We start from the raw sequence: 18,378 nt of genomic DNA on the forward strand, positions 1-18,378 counted from the left end.
ATAATTTGTATATTATTTTTTACGATACAGGCGATTAGTTTAATTCCTTGTCACCCGACTCAAGTTTATATTACCTCTGCATTTAAAAATTACTCTAGACAAACGTTTAATAAAAGACTTAACTATAGAAGTACGTTAATATATGCATTTGATTTTATGTTAATGCAGATTATAGTTGTATTAGTAAAGCTGGACAGGGATAGCTGGTTTCTAGAAATAGTTAGCAAACGATAATAATATTTGGTTTTTAAGGCGTGGTTAGTTTGTTGAAATGCACGTGCAGTACTATTTATCGCTAGACTATTTTGTCGAAAATGCAAAGTTAAATTTAATGTTATCGCGAGACAGTCTACTCTTATCCTATTTAAATAACGGATTAGGTGACAGACAAGTTAAGTGAAATTTAACTTACACCCCATTCCGAATTAACTTATTGATACCATTAATCATTTTTATAAAAATTGGTACCTATCAATGGTACTCCATACAGTGTAGAGAATTGTGTCTATGGCCGAATCACATTTTCGTGAACTAAAAACCGGTTCCGTTATTATTATTTTAACAGATTTAATTGTATTAATTGCAACATTTCTTATTAATGCGACAGTATTAATAAATTATTTTGACTCATTAGTGACTACTAATTCCTTCACTACGAATAATGTTAACCATACATTTTTCGTTCAGTTACTTGTTGTTATCCCTACCGTGTTATTAACCGTATTTGCTGTGGGGCTTTATAACGAGAAGTTACGTGAAACATTCAACGGCATCATTGTAAGAATTTTTGTTAGTATTACTTCCGCCTACTTAATAACAACCATCATTATTAAAGTTACTGTTATTAAAGAGTTACCTGGCTATTTTAACGAAGCTTACTTCATCAGCATATTTTTTCTGTTCGTTTTAAGTCGGTTCATTATTAGTAAAACACAATTTAAACAAATTGGTTCGCGACGCGTTTTAGTTTTAGGTGCTGGTAAACGTGCAACTATAATCGAAAAAAGTATGCGTAGAAAAACAGATCGAGTTGGCATCGAGTTTGTTGGTTTTGTAGCAATGCAAGGTGACTGTATTGAGGATGGTTTAAAACGTGAAACTATTATTGAACTCGATGATTCACTTGAAATCTTTGCAGCAAAAAATCAGGTAGCAGAAATTGTTATCGCGTCTGATGAACGACGAAATGTGCTACCAAACCAAAAACTGTTTAAATGTAAGCAATTAGGGATAAGAGTTACCGATATTATTGATTTCGTCGAAAAGGAAACGGGGCAAGTAGCAGTTAATCATATTTACCCATCGTGGATGATATACAGTAGACGCACAACGACTAACACCGCTCAGCTTATATTTGAATGGGCATTTAACTGCGCTTTAGCTTTGTTTATATTCGTCCTAACCTTCCCCTTAATGATCATTACCATTATCGCGATTAAATTCGAAGAAGGCTTGAAAGCACCCGTTATTTATAGTCAGAAAAGAACCGGCTTAAATGGCAAACTGTTTGATATCTATAAATTTAGAAGTATGAGGACAGACGCCGAACAAAATGGTGCTCAATGGGCAGTAAAACAAGATCCTCGGACGACTAAAGTTGGTAACTTTATTCGTAAATACCGAGTCGACGAACTCCCGCAACTTTACAATGTAATTAAAGGTGATATGGGATTTGTAGGGCCGAGACCTGAACGACCTCAGTTTTCTGATGATTTTGAAACCTCTATTCCTTATTACAATCATCGCCTAAATGTAAAGCCAGGATTAACAGGTTGGGCACAATTGAAATATCCATATGGTAGTAGTCAAGAAGATGCTTTAGAAAAACTAAAATATGATCTGTATTACATTAAAAATCGAGCATTTTTGTTTGATTTACTGATTCTACTCAGAACAGCGGAAATCATTTTGTTTGGTAAAGGCCGATAACCAATATAGCTAGGAGTAAACCAGGGCCTAGCTATGGCGTAGCTAAAAGCGACAAACGTAAATATAACCACCACTATAACAACAAAAGAATATTAGAAGGTTAACATTCATGAAACATTCAAGCAGTAGTGTCATGACTGTCGATGTAGAAGACTACTTTCAAGTTTCGGCTTTTAGTAATAATGTCAATTTCTCTGACTGGGGCACAACGTATCCTTTGCGGGTAGAAAAAAGTACTCATCGAATACTCGACATATTCTCGCAACACGATGTCAAAGCGACCTTTTTTGTGCTCGGTTGGGTTGCAGAAGCTTGCCCACAACTTGTCAGGCATATTGTTGACCAAGGCCATGAATTGGCGAGTCATGGTTACGCTCACCAAAGAGCAAATCAGCAAACGGCCGACGTATTTAAACAAGACGTCTACCGCAGCAAAGCATTTTTAGAAGATACTTCTGGCCAACAAGTACTCGGTTACCGAGCACCGAGCTTTTCTATTGACCCAAGTAATGAATGGGCATTTCAAGTTCTCAAAGAGCTTGGTTTTATATACAGCAGCAGCACTTACCCTGTAAAGCACGATTTATATGGCGCGCCAGATTGGCCTCGCCACAAATACCTACGCCCAGAAGGCATTGTTGAAATACCCATCCCTACCACCAACAGTTTCGGTAAAAGCATTCCGATTGGCGGAGGCGGTTTTTTCCGTTTATATCCGTATGCTTTGAGTAAGTATCTTATTAATAAGTTTTTGACTGAAACCAATAAGCCATACAGTTTTTACTTTCATCCTTGGGAAATCGATCATGATCAACCCAAGATGAAAAACGCGCCGCTTAAATCAAAAGTGCGGCACTATTTGAATCTTCATCGAATGGAAAACCGTTTGAACTCACTTCTGAGTGATTTCAATTGGGACACGATGAGTAATGTTTACCAACTAAATGGACAATTAGATGATAGCAGATCTGAAGATCAGGAAAATAACTGATCAAGACTTTGCCAACTGGGATAAGTACGTTGATAACCATGCTCAAGGGAGTTTCTTCCATCTAACTGGTTGGATTGAAATTGCTCGCTCAGTATTTGGTCATAAACATCACTACCTTACCGCTGAGCGTAATAATGAAATTGTTGGTGTATTGCCACTCATTGAGCAAAAGAGCTTTATATTTGGTCACGCTTTAGTTTCAACACCATTTTGTGTTTACGGTGGTGTAATTGCTGAAGATGATGAGATCCGCATGGCATTAGAACAACAAGCCTATCAACTAGGCTGTTCGCTCAAAGTTGATTACGTGGAGCTGCGAGATAAAGAGCAACAGCCAATAGAAGGCCCTTGGTTAGCACATTGCCACCACTCTACTTTTTCTTGCGCGATAGAAGAGACACCAGAACAAATTTTAACCTCAGTAAAACGTAAACAACGCGCAGTGATACGTCATTCATTAAAAAATGATTTAGCATGGAGTAATAGTGATGATCCCGAACTCTGTTACGACATTTATGCTGAAAGTGTGCGTAATTTGGGCACACCCGTATTTAGTAAAAAACTCTTTACTTCCTTAAAAAGTGTATTTTCTGACCGATGCGAAACTCTAATTATCCGAGACGACACCGGCCAAGCGGTTTCCAGTGTGTTGAGTTTTTACTACAAAGAAACAGTACTGCCCTATTACGGTGGTGGAAACAGACAGGCCCGAGATTTAAAAAGTAACGATTACATGTATTATCAACTAATGTGTATCGCGCGAGAAAAAGGCTGCACTCGCTTTGACTTCGGTCGCAGCAAAGATGATTCCGGTTCTTACAAATACAAAAAACATTGGGGCATGCAAGAAGACAAGCTGCATTACCGTATTGCATTAGTGCAAAGTAAAGAACGACCAAATCTATCGCCTAATAACCCTAAGTATAAATTGTTTATTAATTTATGGCAGAAGATGCCACTGCAATTGAGCCGACTCGTTGGCCCTATGCTGTCTAAATACTTAGGGTAGTAAGCGGATATTATGAAAAAAAAATTACTCTATTTATGTCATCGCATTCCATATCCGCCAAATAAAGGCGATAAAATTGCGGCATACCATATTTTAAAGTTCCTAAACAAACACTATGACGTTTATCTTGGGTGCTTTATTGACGACCCATTCGACAATCAATATCAAGACGACGTTAGAGCGATGTGTAAAGAAGCACATTTTGTCCAAGCGCCACCTTTGCAAGCAAAATTAAAAAGCCTAAGTGCATTTGTTACTGGTAAACCACTGACGATACCGCACTACCATAGCCCTAACATGCATAAATGGGTAAAACGTACTATGGCTGATAATGGGATTGAAAAAATCTTTATGTTTTCAGCATGTGTCGCTCAATTTGCCTTAACGGAATCAAACCGTCATGCCCATAAGGTCATGCATTTTGTCGATATCGACTCTGACAAATGGGGACAATATGCACAAAAAAGCACAGGATTGGTCCGCTGGGTTTATGCCAGAGAGCAAAGAAAACTCGCAGACTACGAAAAGTATGTTACCAATAAAACCGACGTGAGTTGCTTTGTTTCGGACAGTGAATGTGCCATGTTTCGTGACATGCTTGCTGCAGATCAACAGCATAAAGTTTGTACACTAAGTAATGGAATCGACAGCGAATACTTCTCCCCTAGTGCCGAGCAAGAAGCTGCCAATGAAAGTGACCAAGTGACACAAAAGAAGCACGAAAGTTATCCAATTGAGCAAGACAATTACGTAGTATTTACTGGCGCTATGGGTTATCGACCTAATGTAGAAGCGGTAGTTTGGTTTGTTAATGAAGTATGGCCACTCGTTATAAAGCAAGTGCCTGACGGCAAATTCTACATTGTTGGATCATCCCCATCCAAACAAGTATTAAATTTACAACAAGAGCAAGGCGTGATTGTTACCGGCCGAGTTGAAGATATTCGACCTTATATAAGTAATGCAAAAGGTGCGGTAGCGCCAATGCAAACTGCCCGAGGCATACAAAATAAAATTCTCGAAGCGATGTCAATGGAGCGTTCTATTCTAACCACAGAATTAGGCATGGAAGGTATCGAAGATTATCCCAAGGCAGGGGTAACGCTGGCCAGTGAACCGCAACTAACCGCTCAATGGGTTATCGATAAATTACAACAAGATACCCAACCGAAACCAAGCTCGCGACTCTGGTTAAAACAAAATTTCAGCTGGGACGCAAGACTCGCTCCGCTACTTAATTATTTGGAATATGCGCGTGATTAGTATACTGATGAAACGTTTAACCTTACCTTTATTGGTTTGGGGTTGGGTATATTACGATTCAATCATCGGAATGGTCACGGTTTGGAGCCAGTCGAAAACCTACGAACATGGCTTTTTAATTATTCCTATCAGTCTTTGGTTGGTTTGGAGCGAAAAAGAAAAATTTCAACAGTTTCGTTTATCGACGGCTTGGCTCCCCAGTATTAGTTTAATTTTTCCCGCATTACTTTGGTTAATTGGTGACGTTGCAGGCATAGCTTTCTTTGAACATGTTGCCGTGATAGTCAGTTTACAACTGATTTTATGGAGTTTATTAGGCAACCAGTTAGCCAAAGCCTATTTCTTCCCCATTTTGTACTTACTCTTTTGCATTCCGTTTGGTGAAGAATTAGTGCCCTATTTACAATCCTTCACCGCAGACATCTCAGTTATAGCAGTACAATGGACAGGTATTCCTATCTATCGAGAAGGTCTATTTTTAACCATTCCAAACGGACAATTCGAAGTAGCAGAAGCCTGCTCAGGGATCCGTTTTCTTATTTCTAGTATCGCGCTAGGCAGCTTATTCGCTTATTTATTTTTCTCAACTTGGTGGAAAGGCGGGTTATTTATTCTGTTTTCTTGCTTATTTCCGATCATTGCCAACGGAATTAGAGCCTACGGGATCATTATTATTGGCCATCTTAGTGATATGACTCTAGCTACCGGTGCCGATCATTTAATATACGGTTGGGTGTTCTTTAGCCTTATCATTGTGCTGATGTTCTTTACCGCTTTACGATTTGCAGACAAACCTTCGTCTTTACCTAAAGCTAGTTCATCCGAACAAACCTCAACTAAAGAGACATCATCGAACCAATCGCGTAATAGCCAAACCTCGGCAGCAACCAAAAAACCAGAAGCTTCTCGGCTGGTTTTCGTGGTGACTATTTTACTGGTGGCGATACTCATTACTGCCTCACAGTGGAGTAAATGGATCACAACAAGTGAAACATTAGTGCGTGCACCTAATGCTATACCTGAACAGACATCTGTTATTGATTCATCGGATTGGGGTATCACCTATCCGAAAGCTCAATTAAAAAACCATGCCAGTGTACAAAAAACTCAAACAGAATACTTTGTCGCACAGTACGCTTTAAATCAATTAGATGGCGAGTTGATTAGTTATGAAAATCAGTTATTTGATAAAACTCATTGGTCACTAAATTCCTCTAGCGACGTGCAGCTAGTCGATAACGAAAACAACATCCAAGTTAAATATATTGAGACAGTGAATCATCTAGGCCAACCCATGAACATTATCTATTGGCACTGCATTAACAATTATTGCTCCAATAGCAAAATTAAACTCAAGCTTTATAAAGCCTATCAGCTGATCACAGGCAATGGCGGCTATTCAGAAATACACGCTATTGCTAGTAAAAAACTGTCTCAAAACGAACTATTGGTGCTGGCACAAAATTGGCTAGCCAATGACGCTAAAAAGAAATAGGAATCAACTATGTGCGGTATATCAGGGATTTTTAATATACATAAAGCGCCGCCAATAAACAGTGGCATATTACAAGCAATAAATAGAGTTCAATCGCATCGTGGCCCCGATGATGAAGGCTATTATATTGATGACAATGTCGGCCTTGCTCATCGTCGTTTATCTATTATCGATCTTTCAGGTGGACACCAACCTGTATTTAACGAAGACAATTCCGTCTGCGTTGTCTTTAACGGTGAGATCTACAATTTCGAATCATTGGTCACTGAACTCAGTCAATTAGGACACATTTTTTCTACTCACTCGGATACTGAAGTTATTGTTCATGCATGGGAACAATGGGGAACAGACTGTCTAGAACGATTTAGAGGCATGTTTACCTTTGCGCTCTGGGATATCAACAAAAGACAACTTTTCATTGCTCGAGATCGATTAGGTAAAAAGCCGCTTTACTATACAAAAACAGCGAACGGACAACTGGTGTTTGGCTCAGAGTTAAAAGTAATACAAGCTCACCCAGACGTTGACACGACCTTGCGAACCGAAATGGCCGAAGAGTTTTTAATGTACGGTTATATCCCTGATCCTTACACCGCTTTCAAAAACGTCTTTAAGCTTAACCCGGGGCACTATTTACTAATGTCTCCAGAAAGTCCTATTGAGCAAAAGCCATACTGGGATCTTGCTGCACCAGAAAGCGGCCTATCTTGGCAAGATACTCAAGATTCATTAATCGAGCAGCTACAAGAAGCCGTACGTTTACGCATGTTAGCCGATGTTCCACTTGGAGCTTTTCTATCTGGTGGCGTGGATTCAAGTGCAATCGTTGCATTAATGTCTAGCCAACAACAAGACCCGGTTAACACTTGCGCAATTGGATTCAATGAAGCTGCGTTTGATGAAACCGAATACGCTAATCAGATAGCAAGTCGATACAAAACCAATCATGTGTCGCAGATAGTTTCCGCTGACGAACATAGCCTTATTGATCAGCTAATCGATATTTATGATGAACCTTTTGCCGACAGTTCTGCCTTGCCAACCTACCAAGTATGTAAACTCGCCAGGCAATCAGTAAAAGTAGCGCTTTCCGGTGACGGTGGCGATGAAATCTTTGCTGGATATCGTCGCCATCGATTGCAAATGAATGAAAGTAGATTACGTGAGCGTATTCCCTACTCTATTCGTAAACCCTTGTTCGGAACGCTTGGAAATCTTTACCCAAAAGCAGATTGGGCGCCACGGTATCTTAGAGCAAAAACTACGTTTCAATCATTGGCTATGAACACGGTAGAAGCCTATGGCAATACTATGTCTAGATTGCGTCTCGAGCAAAGGAATGCCTTATTCAAGCCAGAATATTTACAGCAGCTTGACGGGTATACTGGTTTAGAGATCATCAAGAAGCAAGCCACTAATGCGCCAACTGATGACCCTTTGAAGCTGATTCAATACCTAGATATTAAAACATGGCTTCCTGGCGATATACTAACCAAAGTTGATCGTGCAAGCATGGCAAACTCATTAGAAGTCCGTGCGCCATTATTGGATCACAACTTTATGCAATGGGCATTCTCTATTCAAAATCAAGATAATATACGCGGTAATCAAGGTAAGTTTGCCTTTAAAAAAGCGCTAGAACCTTATGTTAATAGCGACATTTTATACCGACCTAAAATGGGCTTTAGTATTCCAATATCACAATGGTTTAGAGGGCCTTTACAAGACAAACTAAGAAGTAATGTGCTGTCAGAGAAAATGTTCGACAGCGGCTATTTTGATGCCAAAAATTTAACCCATATGGTTAACGAACACACCAATGGAAGAAGTGATCATGGCGATGCTCTATGGTGCTTATTAATGTTTTCTCAATTCTTGAATCGGCAATAATTAACCATGAAATTACTAACAATAACCACACTTTTTCCGTATGAAAACAACCCTAAACATGGAATTTTTGTCGAGACACGTTTACGTCATCTGCGAACACAGTACCCAAATGTAGAAATTAAGGTTATTGCTCCGATCCCTTACTTTCCGTTTTCACATAAAATGTTTGGCCACTATGCTGAGTTTAATAAAGCGCCGATGGTTGAAGAAAGGCATGGTATGCACGTCTATCATCCGCGCTATCTAGTGGTACCCAAAATTGGCATGACAATAACGCCTATTACCTTAGAAAAAGCCATTTATCAGCAAGCGAAAAAGCTACTGGAAGAAGGTTATGACTTTGATTTAATTGATGGTCACTATTTTTATCCCGATGGTATTGCCATTGCTAATGTGGCAAAAAGGCTTAATAAACCTTTTACTGTCACTGCTCGCGGAACAGATATTAACCTTATCCCTCAATTTGATAAGCCAAAAAGGCAAATACAACAAGTACTGCAAGACAGTAATCATAATATTGCTGTGTGTGAAGCTCTTAGACAAGAAATGATAAAATTAGGCGCAGAGCCAGCTACAGTCACAACCTTACGCAATGGTGTCGACCTTGAGCTGTTTTCATTTTCAGATGAAACACAACAACACCAGTTAAGAGAACAACTTAATTTGCCCACTGATAACTCTATTATTATTTCAGTAGGACATTTAATTGAACGTAAAGGACACAATCTAGTTATCGAAGCGCTTAGCCACTTACCTAAACTGACCTTATTAATTGCGGGCGATGGTCCTGAGCAGAAAAGTTTGCAGCAATTAGTACAAAAACTCAATTTAGGCTCAAGAGTGACTTTTTTAGGCAGCATTAGCCAATCACAACTCGCTGAATATTATGGCGCTTGTGATTTAATGGTTTTAGCCTCTAGTCGTGAAGGATGGGCTAATGTGTTGCTGGAAGCGATGGCATGTGGCACCCCTGTTGTAGCAACAAACATATGGGGAACGCCAGAAGTGGTTAAAACAGAAAGCGCAGGCGTATTAGTTGAGCGCAATCCAATCGATATCGCCCAAAAAATACAACTCGTACTGGATAAAAAACTGACACGACTCGATACCAGAAAATACGCTGAAACATTTTCTTGGCAAGAAACCATCGACAATAAAAAGCAGCTAATTGACTCTATTATTGCTGAACATTATTAGGCCTATTCTCAAAACAAGCCAACTATTAATAGACAGCTGATTCAATGTACTGATTAAGCTAACGTTACTAACTTATCATTATTTAACTATAAGATGTCAGGAATAAAAATGAAAATTTTGTACCACCACCGCATTGCATCCAAAGACGGACAATATGTACATGTCGAAGAAATTATTAAAGCTATGCGAGCTCTTGGGCACGAAGTTATAATTGTTGCACCAGAGGTTGCCGAAAAAGGAGACTTTGGTAGTGACGGTGGCTGGGTATCGAAAATACGTTCAAGCGTGCCAAGGTTCGTCTCTGAGTTACTAGAGTTTGCTTATGCTTTTTATGTATTTTTTAAATTATGCTTGGCCATTATAAAACATCGTCCAGATGCCATTTATGAACGATGTAATCTCTTTTTACCTTCGGGGATATGGGCTAAAAAGCTGTTTAGCCTAAAACTTATCCTAGAAGTAAATTCTCCGTTATATGATGAACGCAAAAAATATGGTGGGATCACTTTAGATTGGCTAGCAAAATGGACCGAGATTTATACATGGCGCAATGCCGATCATGTGTTGCCAGTCACTAAAGTGTTATCTAACTACGTCATTGCAGCGGGTGTCCCCTCTTCTCGAATCACCGTGTTACATAATGGCATCGACCGCAGCCGATTCTTTCCATCAACAGACAACAATCGCGATCAGAGATTTCGTGATAAATTAACCATAGGATTCGTTGGTTTTTGTCGTGAATGGCACAAACTTGATCAAGTAATGACACTCATCGCCAACGAGAATAATCCAAATTTGATGTTCTTAATCGTCGGTGACGGCCCTGTTGCCGAACAACTTCAGCAACATGCAGTTAACCTTGGTATTGAGGATAACTTCCATATCACTGGTCTGGTGGAACGAACTGATATGCCGCATTGGTTAGATCAAATCGATATTGCTATTCAATCTGCGGTTACGCCTTGGTGTTCACCACTAAAATTGATCGAATATTTAGCCAAGGGCAAAGCGATTGTTGCACCAGACACCGATAATATTAAAGAGTTACTCACCCATAATCACAATGCGTTATTGTTTGATAACCAAAACCAAAGTGACATGATTGATTCAATCCGAACCATTGTAAATGACGCGCAATTACGTAAAAATTTACAACACAACGCTCATCAGACGATCACCGATCTGCAATTAACCTGGTTACAAAACGTTGAGGTGATTACCGAACTAATGGCTGATTAATCAAAATCAGCCAAATAAGTAATATCGTCAATCACTAAGCACATATTTATTCGTTTAAAAAGCAGCTCGATGTAAGAGCTGCTTTTCTCAGTAAACTACAAATCTTAATTAGTGAACGACAAAACTTTATAGGCTTTCAGCCGTTTGCTTTGAACTAGATTCATCTGGCAAAGAAAGCTGGGCAGACAAACAAAAAATAAGTCCAAGAAGCGCATAAAGTATTTCTACGTAAGCCAATGATAAAGCCGCCCCAGCGACACAAAATGACAGTAAAGACAAACGTAAATTTTTGGTCAAATTGGCTTGCCAACAGCTCATCATATTATTTTTCTTATAAAATTTTTCGATCAAGTACAACCTAATAAAAGCTTGAATTAGAATAGCAATAAACAACATCAAACCGACAAAACCATGATCACCCAATACTTGAAAATAGATACTGTGCGCAGCCCAACCCTTTTCACCAGGATCTGGCGTCTCCACAAAGTTAAGTTTATCAATATCTAATGCCAGCTCCCGCCATACAAAACCAAACTGAGGCGCTTTAAAGCCACCGCCGACTAATGGTCTATCCATCGCCATTAAAGTATGTATTTTCCAAGAGTTCAAACGAGTAGCAAAAGAACTATCTTCAAGGGCACTTTCTACACTCTCCATCGTATTCATTCTATCAAACCATCGATCGGGAAGAACCGATAATGCAATAGCAACGACAATAGAGAAAAGAACCAAACTTTTGAGCTTACTTTGACTCTTTAACCAAAAATATCCTCCCACAACCGATAATCCAATAAAGCCACCACGAGAGAAAGTACCAAGAATTGCCAAGGTACATAACAACAGCATTGCAATCAGGCCAAGCTTAATTAGCTGTTGTTTAGTTTCACTGATTAAATAAATGATCATCGGTAAGGTCATACAAAGCGCTAACGCCATGTGATTATTGTCTGACAATATATGCCCCGCGGGTCCTTTAATATGGTGTCCACCAGCCGATGCTGCAAACTTTAGCGCTTCCACAAAACCAAGAAAGCCGATAGAAAGAAGTAACATCCAGATATAAAATTCAAATTGATGTTTCTTTCTAATGATCAAACAAGTAAAAACAAATAGTAGGATAACTTTAAAAAAGTTCTCCCACGAGATCCAAACAATCTCAGGCATTGCAATAGTGGTAAAACTGGTAATAGTGGTATGTATAAAAAAAAGACAAACTAAAAAAAACAAAGAATTGGCTTGGAACTGTGGTTTATTTTTCATAACCAGATAGCCAATTATAGTACATGCGGCAAACACCGTATTATAACTAATAGATTCAGCTATTCCATATAACCAATACACTGGAACAAACAATCCAGACCAAAACCAAAGAGATAGACTGATAAAGGGACGCTTCAAGGCCAGTGGTAATAAAATACAAAAAATACCAAGAAAAAACAGATCACGCATAACTAATCCTTCTTATTACTGTTGTTATCCGCTTTCACTGCCATCACAGCAAGATAAACAATAAAAACCAAACAACCAGCAAATAATATTGTTTCCATAATCCCTCAGTTTTTCCGTAAATAAATACTTGTATATTGATCCATCATAATCTGTTGATTAAATTCAGACACGATGCGCTTTCTGGCATCCACTGCCATCTTATCTCTCAACTCTGTATTTGAATACAACTCAATCAAGCCGAGACAGAATCCACTGTCATCATTTGATTCAACCGCTAAACCGGTTTTTCCTTGGATCACTACTTCCCCTATTCCACCTACTAAGGTAACTAGGTGCGGTATCGACATAGACATAGATTCAAGTAGTGTCATCGGTATCCCTTCTGCAATTGAACTCATCGCGAATACATCAAAGAGCTTATAGTAATCATGAACATTATTTCTAGCGCCTTCAAAATGCACGTTTTCAGTAATCACGTTACTATTAGATACATAGTTTTCTAGCATCTCTCTATCAGGACCATCGCCGACAATCACAAGCACACTATCACGATTAAAATCGGCAGATTGCCGACATGCTAATTCATAAGATTTCAGCAGTAACATTTGGTTTTTTATACCGTGTAACCGGGCCACATGACCAATTACAAATTTATCTTTAAAAGGATTCTCTCTCTGTTCTACTTCAACACAACTCCGATCAAAATAATGGGTATCTATGCCATTTTTAATCAAACGTAATTTATTTTTCGGAATTTTTACGTCAGTAGACAGCCAATCATCCAAATCACCTGAAACCGAGATTATGCGATGAATAGCATGGCTACAAAAGCGTCGAATAAATTGATATTTTTTTACCGAACCATTCGGATCATATGTATCACGGCCATGTTCAGCATGAACCCGTAACTTAACTCTGGCCAAAAGAGCTACCCACTGATACTCGATTGTGGCTAAATTATAGCTGTGTAACACATCTGGTTTAATCTGGTTTAACAATCGATAAAGTTTGAAATATATTGAAGGATCATTGCCTGACTTTTTATTCAAAGAATGGTATTCAACCGACTGTGGAAGTTCGGTAATAAAAGCACCAACGTTAGTCAACGAAATGATAGTGTGACGAAATTTGTCACTAGGAAGGTTATTAATACAATTTAATACAACTCTTTCTAATCCACCGACGTCAAAACAATAAACCAAGTGGCAAACATGTATTTTATCATTGTGCATTATAAAAATTTCTTTTATATAAATATCTTATAATTTATACATAATTAATGATTAATGTCTAGCGTTCCAACACTCTATATTATAAACTTTTTAGCAAGTTTTTTGTCACAAATAATATTTATCGTAACCATATGGAAATACTAATAAATGCAAGATTTTATTCTCACTATTTTTTGTAGCTAGTTACTCAAGAAAATACACCTTTCAAATGGTGCTGAGATATAACACTCGATACCGCTTGTTTTGCTTTACAACTATTTTATCAAATTAAAGGTAAACACATAGGTTGATTACCCTATCGTCAAAATAAGCCAAATTTATCAAGGAATGATCATGTTGAGAAAATTACTAGAAAAAATAGAAAGATTTAGATTCGAGAGAATCATAACCCAGATAGTAAAAACCGAACCAATTACATACATTTATAATGACAAAGTAAAAATTGTATCAATGGTAGGACACAATTCTTTATTCATGTATTTATTGGCAATAAAAACCTTTATGAGTAATTTTGGATACGGATCTATTGTTGCGATTAACGATGGCTCATTAACTAATGACGACCTCGATATTTTACATGAGCACATTGCCAATTTAACTATTGTGAATGCAAATGATTTCGACACTCATGGATGCCCTAGCTATATATCCTGGAAACGATTGTTTTGTGTGGCTAGTTTAGTAAAAGATAGCTACGTGATTCAACTTGATTCAGATATCGTAGTAAATGGCCCACTTTCTGAAATTTCCGATAAAGTAGAACAAAATAGTGGATTCGTTATAGGGAGTGGTAAGTGGAGCGAACCTGTTAGTACTTATTTTTTACATTCTATCGTAAAACAGTGGAATAATGACCATGTCCAACCTAGTGCAGAACAACATTATAAGGACTTGGCTTTTTTCCAACCGAATCTAAAATATCTAAGAGGTTGTGCAGGATTTGCTGGCTACCCAAAAAATTCTTTTACCATCGAGCAAATCACACAGCTATCCCATGAAATTGAACAAAAAATTGGCCGAAAGAAATGGCAAGGTTGGGGAAGCGAGCAAACGGCAACGTTATGCTTAATATCTCAATCTAATAATGCTTCCATACTCCCTTGGCCAAAATATCATAACTACGGATTTCCGATAACAAATGAGCCAGTGAACTCCACCACACTCAGCCACTTTATAGGATCAAATCGATTTAAAGGATCAACTTACCGTAAATTAGCAAAGGCATTTATACACGCTAATAGTAAAAAATAGAGTATATCCAAATCGTTATGCAACAGGTAAAAGATGGACAACTAGGAGTAAATTATGGATAAAAAATCCATATTGATTTTTTCAGATGAATACCCTCCTGCAGGCGGTGGTTCGGGCGTTATTGCAAAACGACTGGTAGATGATGTTCGCTCTCTTGGCCACAACGTTACCTTATTAACCGGCGACGAATGTCCAGATGAACCGGACATAACACATGTTAGGGTGCATAGAACCACGCTAATTTGGGTATTCAGTTATTATAAGATAATCACAAAACTCAATTTACAATCTTACGACTTGATCATTATTAATGATCAGGTTTCTGCCTATATTGCAGGGCGATTTTTCGACCAATCAACACTAAAAAAATGCAAAGTATTGATTCATGGTCGTGACTCAAACTTCTTTTTTAATAGAAAAAGTTTAAAACATAACATATTTCAATATGAAAAATACTACGCCAAATTATTAGTCCAAAGCCAGAAAATAATCGCAGTTAGCCGATATACATTAAATGAATATTTACTGCACATCCCTGAAAAATACAAAAACCTAATCAATGAAAAATTGAGCTGGCATTATGCCGGTATTAACTGTGATGAAGTGTGTGGTGGAGTCGACCCGTTTACTGAATTGTATGCAACAACAAAGGACAACACTGTTTTATTGTCAGTTGGACGAATCGTTCCAAGTAAAGGCTATATGCAGATGTTATTACTCCTATCAGAATTAATTGGTAAGCAACCAAACTATAAATGGGTAATTGTTGGTGATGGCGAATATAGAAGCGAGCTTGAACAAAAAGCAATAGAGTTAAATATATCTGAGCATATAATTTATACGGGTAAAGTAGCTAGAACCTCCTTAGAGCATATTTATAAATATGCCGATTGCTTTTGGTTATTGTCTATCGAAGCTTTTGGTTTAGTCTATTTAGAAGCGGCATCTTTTAACTTACCCTCTATTGCCGTGCCATTTGGTGGAGCAACCGAAGCTGTTGTAGTGGGAGAAAATGGTTATCATTATGATGAAAATAGCGATTTATTAGCTCTTTTACAGCAATGTGAACAATTGCGAGAAAAAAGAAAGCCTGAAGAATTTTCTAAACAGTTCAGCACCCTTCGTTTTGCTACCTACCTCTGTCATTAATTTTTAACAAGAGATGAACAATGTCGAATATTAAACAAAAATACTGGAAATTGAACAAAATAATTCGCAGAAAGACCGATCCATTTCCTCATATTAATTACGTAAAAAGAAGAAAATTTCTGTTTATCCATATACCAAAAACTGCTGGAACGAGCATTCTAGATGCTTTGTCTATTGATTTTAGACAGCACTACGATTATCGAGTATATAAAGCGGCCAATCCGAAAGCATTTAATAAGGCATTCAAATTCTGTTTTGTAAGAAACCCTTATCAACGAGTAATTTCCACCTACAATTACTTAAAACAAACAGACGGTGAAGAGGTAGATATTTACCTTAAGAATTTAATCGAACAAGAATGTCCAACTTTTGAAAGTTTCGTCAACTATTTTATTAATCATAACAAAGTATCATTACACCCTTTATTTCGCCCTCAATATAGCTTTATTTATGATATCGACGGTAGTTGCAAAGTCGATTTTATTGGTAGATTTGAAAACATCGCTGATGATTTCAAAACAATATGCCAGAAAATAAATGTGGAATTTAATTTACCGAACAAAAATCGCTCAAAAAACAAACTAACCATATCCCCATTAAATCAAGAATTGGCTGACATCATATACTCTTGTTATCAGCAAGATTTTATACTGTTCAACTATGATAAAGATTCATGGAAACAGGCATAAAAACCACGGCGACACTATTCCATTCTGTCTTCATTTAAATCAATGTGTTAGCTTAAGTTAAGCTTTGATTTAACTCGTATAAAAAATGGAAGACAGAACGATTTATAAATAAAGTCAATTTCATTAACTTTATTCTTCAGCACAAAAATTAGGGAAAGTAGCCCTATGGCATAAAAACAAGCACCAATGATAATTGAAGCAATTAACACAACAACTTCATTAAAATAGCTCATTAACAATGGCTGAATTAAATCTAATAACACTAACATAATCGTCGACGAAACTGCTGGGATAAAAAATAAAGCGCCCAGTCTAATTAACTTAATCGGAATAATTCTCTGCAATGTTAATGTCATCAATATTGCCATAAGATAAGGAATTAATATTCGACAGGTCACTAAATCATCCAACGAACCATTCGCGACGATATACATAATGACCAAAAAAAGTAACGATGTCGCTGTTTCATAATAAAATTGTAATTGAACTTTACCAGTTAACGTAAAAACATCAGTCAAAACTTTAACAATCATGCCTGCAAACGTCATTGCTAAAAAATAGTCAAACATCGAAATAGCTTCAATCCATTGAGAGCCAAAAATTATTGGAACTAACAACTCTGAAAGGTATATTCCGCCAAAGACTATTGGTAGATAAATACAACTTAATATAAGTAATGCTTTATTAACCTTATCCACCAATACTGGCTTATCATAGATGTACTCTGACAAACCTGAATACAAAACACTTTTCAGTGGAATGATCACAAATTGTAAGGCCGTTGACGCTGATTCCATGGAAAAATTATATAAACCTAACTCTCCAACAGAAAAATTTCGACTAACGATTACTTTATCAAAAGCGGCTTTAATATAACTAACGATCCCTTTTAACAACACCCATTTTGAAAAATTCCATTGCTCTTCTACGTTCTTTTTGACCAATTTTAAACGATGTTTAACCACAAACTGGCTTCCAAATGAATAGACAAAGCTGTACAAGATTTCAGCGATAATTACCGCCCAATATGATTGATATACTAATATTATTGCGATAGAGACTAAAGTAGAGGCAAACTTGGACGAGACTTCCAATAAGGCTATTTTTGAATAATCTAATTGCTTTATTTTGATGTTTATCGCCGGATTTAAAAAACTTTTAAATACCACCGATAAACACATAACTTTCAATGCAAGCCCTATTTCAGGAATTCTCATGAAATTTGCAGCTTGATCACTCAACAAAAAGATCAATAACGCCATTAACATTCGCGAAAAAAAGTTTATCGTCCAAGCGGCATTGATATCATCGGCACCAATTGTTTTTTTTCTAAGTAGATAATTACTGCTGCCCATACCCGCTATCGCGCTAAAAAAACCTTGGACAACAAAACAGCCTGCGAGTATACCGAAGTCATGCTTATCTAAATTCCTAGCAAGAATTATAACGGTAAACATTGACAAAACACGCGAAGACCATGATATAGCGAGCAACCAAAAAGAGGCCTTCATTACTTTTTTTACTTTGTCAGTCATTACTACACCGTACCAAACCGAAGCATTGCATTCTTACTCAAAGAAAATATTGTTAATTTT

At 37.5% G+C, this 18,378-nt stretch carries 14 protein-coding genes; 11 read left to right on the forward strand and 3 right to left on the reverse strand.

Annotated elements, in window-relative coordinates; translation table 11 throughout:
• Positions 1–507: 507 nt before the first annotated feature.
• The 8 genes from ACLKML_RS19330 to ACLKML_RS19365 all read left to right on the forward strand — a co-directional run bounded on the left by ACLKML_RS19330 (position 508) and on the right by ACLKML_RS19365 (position 11,013).
• The gene (locus ACLKML_RS19330; protein ID WP_413284595.1) at positions 508–1,929 is read left to right on the forward strand and encodes a TIGR03013 family XrtA/PEP-CTERM system glycosyltransferase; all 1,422 of its coding nucleotides are present in this window, start codon (positions 508–510) and stop codon (positions 1,927–1,929) included.
• A 109-nt stretch (positions 1,930–2,038) separates the two neighbouring features.
• A complete protein-coding gene (locus tag ACLKML_RS19335) occupies positions 2,039–2,920 on the forward strand; it encodes an XrtA system polysaccharide deacetylase (protein ID WP_413284596.1) in 882 nt (293 codons plus the stop codon).
• Complete coding sequence (locus ACLKML_RS19340) at positions 2,886–3,929, forward strand: FemAB family XrtA/PEP-CTERM system-associated protein (protein WP_413284597.1); 1,044 nt, start codon at positions 2,886–2,888, stop codon at positions 3,927–3,929. The genes ACLKML_RS19335 and ACLKML_RS19340 overlap by 35 nt, the downstream gene beginning before the upstream one ends.
• Before the next feature lie 12 nt (positions 3,930–3,941).
• On the forward strand, positions 3,942–5,192 hold the full coding sequence (locus tag ACLKML_RS19345; protein WP_413284598.1) for a TIGR03087 family PEP-CTERM/XrtA system glycosyltransferase: 1,251 nt from the start codon (positions 3,942–3,944) through the stop codon (positions 5,190–5,192).
• Positions 5,185–6,687 (forward strand): exosortase A, encoded by a 1,503-nt coding sequence (gene xrtA / locus ACLKML_RS19350; protein ID WP_413284599.1) that lies wholly within the window; start codon positions 5,185–5,187, stop codon positions 6,685–6,687. Before ACLKML_RS19345 ends, xrtA begins: the two co-directional genes overlap by 8 nt.
• A 9-nt stretch (positions 6,688–6,696) precedes the next feature.
• The gene (locus ACLKML_RS19355) at positions 6,697–8,577 is read left to right on the forward strand and encodes an XrtA/PEP-CTERM system amidotransferase (RefSeq protein ID WP_413284600.1); all 1,881 of its coding nucleotides are present in this window, start codon (positions 6,697–6,699) and stop codon (positions 8,575–8,577) included.
• 6 nt (positions 8,578–8,583) lie between these two features.
• A complete protein-coding gene (locus ACLKML_RS19360) occupies positions 8,584–9,774 on the forward strand; it encodes a glycosyltransferase family 4 protein (protein ID WP_413284601.1) in 1,191 nt (396 codons plus the stop codon).
• A 108-nt stretch (positions 9,775–9,882) separates the two neighbouring features.
• Positions 9,883–11,013 carry a glycosyltransferase family 4 protein gene (locus tag ACLKML_RS19365; protein WP_413284602.1) on the forward strand — a complete coding sequence of 377 codons (1,131 nt, stop codon included), beginning with the start codon at positions 9,883–9,885 and terminating at the stop codon, positions 11,011–11,013.
• 126 nt (positions 11,014–11,139) lie between these two features.
• Here the strand turns inward: ACLKML_RS19365 and ACLKML_RS19370 are convergent, their stop codons facing one another.
• Positions 11,140–12,462: a putative O-glycosylation ligase, exosortase A system-associated gene (locus ACLKML_RS19370; RefSeq protein ID WP_413284603.1), complete on the reverse strand. Its 1,323-nt coding sequence runs from the start codon at positions 12,460–12,462 to the stop codon at positions 11,140–11,142.
• A gap of 104 nt (positions 12,463–12,566) precedes the next feature.
• Positions 12,567–13,694 (reverse strand): glycosyltransferase, encoded by a 1,128-nt coding sequence (locus tag ACLKML_RS19375; protein WP_413284604.1) that lies wholly within the window; start codon positions 13,692–13,694, stop codon positions 12,567–12,569.
• 333 nt (positions 13,695–14,027) lie between these two features.
• Here ACLKML_RS19375 and ACLKML_RS19380 point away from each other — a divergent pair, with 333 nt between their 5' ends.
• From ACLKML_RS19380 to ACLKML_RS19390, 3 genes are read left to right on the forward strand one after another with little or no spacing between them, the layout of a single operon-like run.
• Positions 14,028–14,945 carry a hypothetical protein gene (locus ACLKML_RS19380; protein WP_413284605.1) on the forward strand — a complete coding sequence of 306 codons (918 nt, stop codon included), beginning with the start codon at positions 14,028–14,030 and terminating at the stop codon, positions 14,943–14,945.
• Positions 14,946–14,999: 54 nt separating this feature from the next.
• Positions 15,000–16,094 carry a glycosyltransferase family 4 protein gene (locus ACLKML_RS19385; RefSeq protein WP_413284606.1) on the forward strand — a complete coding sequence of 365 codons (1,095 nt, stop codon included), beginning with the start codon at positions 15,000–15,002 and terminating at the stop codon, positions 16,092–16,094.
• A gap of 20 nt (positions 16,095–16,114) precedes the next feature.
• Complete coding sequence (locus ACLKML_RS19390; protein ID WP_413284607.1) at positions 16,115–16,783, forward strand: sulfotransferase family 2 domain-containing protein; 669 nt, start codon at positions 16,115–16,117, stop codon at positions 16,781–16,783.
• Positions 16,784–16,830: 47 nt separating this feature from the next.
• Here the strand turns inward: ACLKML_RS19390 and ACLKML_RS19395 are convergent, their stop codons facing one another.
• Positions 16,831–18,318, reverse strand: coding sequence for an oligosaccharide flippase family protein (locus ACLKML_RS19395; protein ID WP_413284608.1), 1,488 nt, complete (start codon positions 18,316–18,318; stop codon positions 16,831–16,833).
• Between the last annotated feature and the right edge of the window lie 60 nt (positions 18,319–18,378).

Source organism: Vibrio sp. MA40-2, from assembly GCF_047302445.1.
Lineage (GTDB): Bacteria > Pseudomonadota > Gammaproteobacteria > Enterobacterales > Vibrionaceae > Vibrio.

Coding starts and splice junctions, on each gene's coding strand:
- ACLKML_RS19375 (WP_413284604.1), bottom strand. CDS start 13,694: ATGCACAATGATAAAATACATGTTTGCCACTTGGTTTATTGTTTTGAC.
- ACLKML_RS19355 (WP_413284600.1), top strand. CDS start 6,697: ATGTGCGGTATATCAGGGATTTTTAATATACATAAAGCGCCGCCAATA.
- ACLKML_RS19345 (WP_413284598.1), top strand. CDS start 3,942: ATGAAAAAAAAATTACTCTATTTATGTCATCGCATTCCATATCCGCCA.
- ACLKML_RS19330 (WP_413284595.1), top strand. CDS start 508: ATGGCCGAATCACATTTTCGTGAACTAAAAACCGGTTCCGTTATTATT.
- ACLKML_RS19360 (WP_413284601.1), top strand. CDS start 8,584: ATGAAATTACTAACAATAACCACACTTTTTCCGTATGAAAACAACCCT.
- ACLKML_RS19335 (WP_413284596.1), top strand. CDS start 2,039: ATGAAACATTCAAGCAGTAGTGTCATGACTGTCGATGTAGAAGACTAC.
- ACLKML_RS19340 (WP_413284597.1), top strand. CDS start 2,886: ATGATAGCAGATCTGAAGATCAGGAAAATAACTGATCAAGACTTTGCC.
- ACLKML_RS19365 (WP_413284602.1), top strand. CDS start 9,883: ATGAAAATTTTGTACCACCACCGCATTGCATCCAAAGACGGACAATAT.
- ACLKML_RS19395 (WP_413284608.1), bottom strand. CDS start 18,318: ATGACTGACAAAGTAAAAAAAGTAATGAAGGCCTCTTTTTGGTTGCTC.
- ACLKML_RS19390 (WP_413284607.1), top strand. CDS start 16,115: ATGTCGAATATTAAACAAAAATACTGGAAATTGAACAAAATAATTCGC.
- ACLKML_RS19385 (WP_413284606.1), top strand. CDS start 15,000: ATGGATAAAAAATCCATATTGATTTTTTCAGATGAATACCCTCCTGCA.
- ACLKML_RS19370 (WP_413284603.1), bottom strand. CDS start 12,462: ATGCGTGATCTGTTTTTTCTTGGTATTTTTTGTATTTTATTACCACTG.
- ACLKML_RS19380 (WP_413284605.1), top strand. CDS start 14,028: ATGTTGAGAAAATTACTAGAAAAAATAGAAAGATTTAGATTCGAGAGA.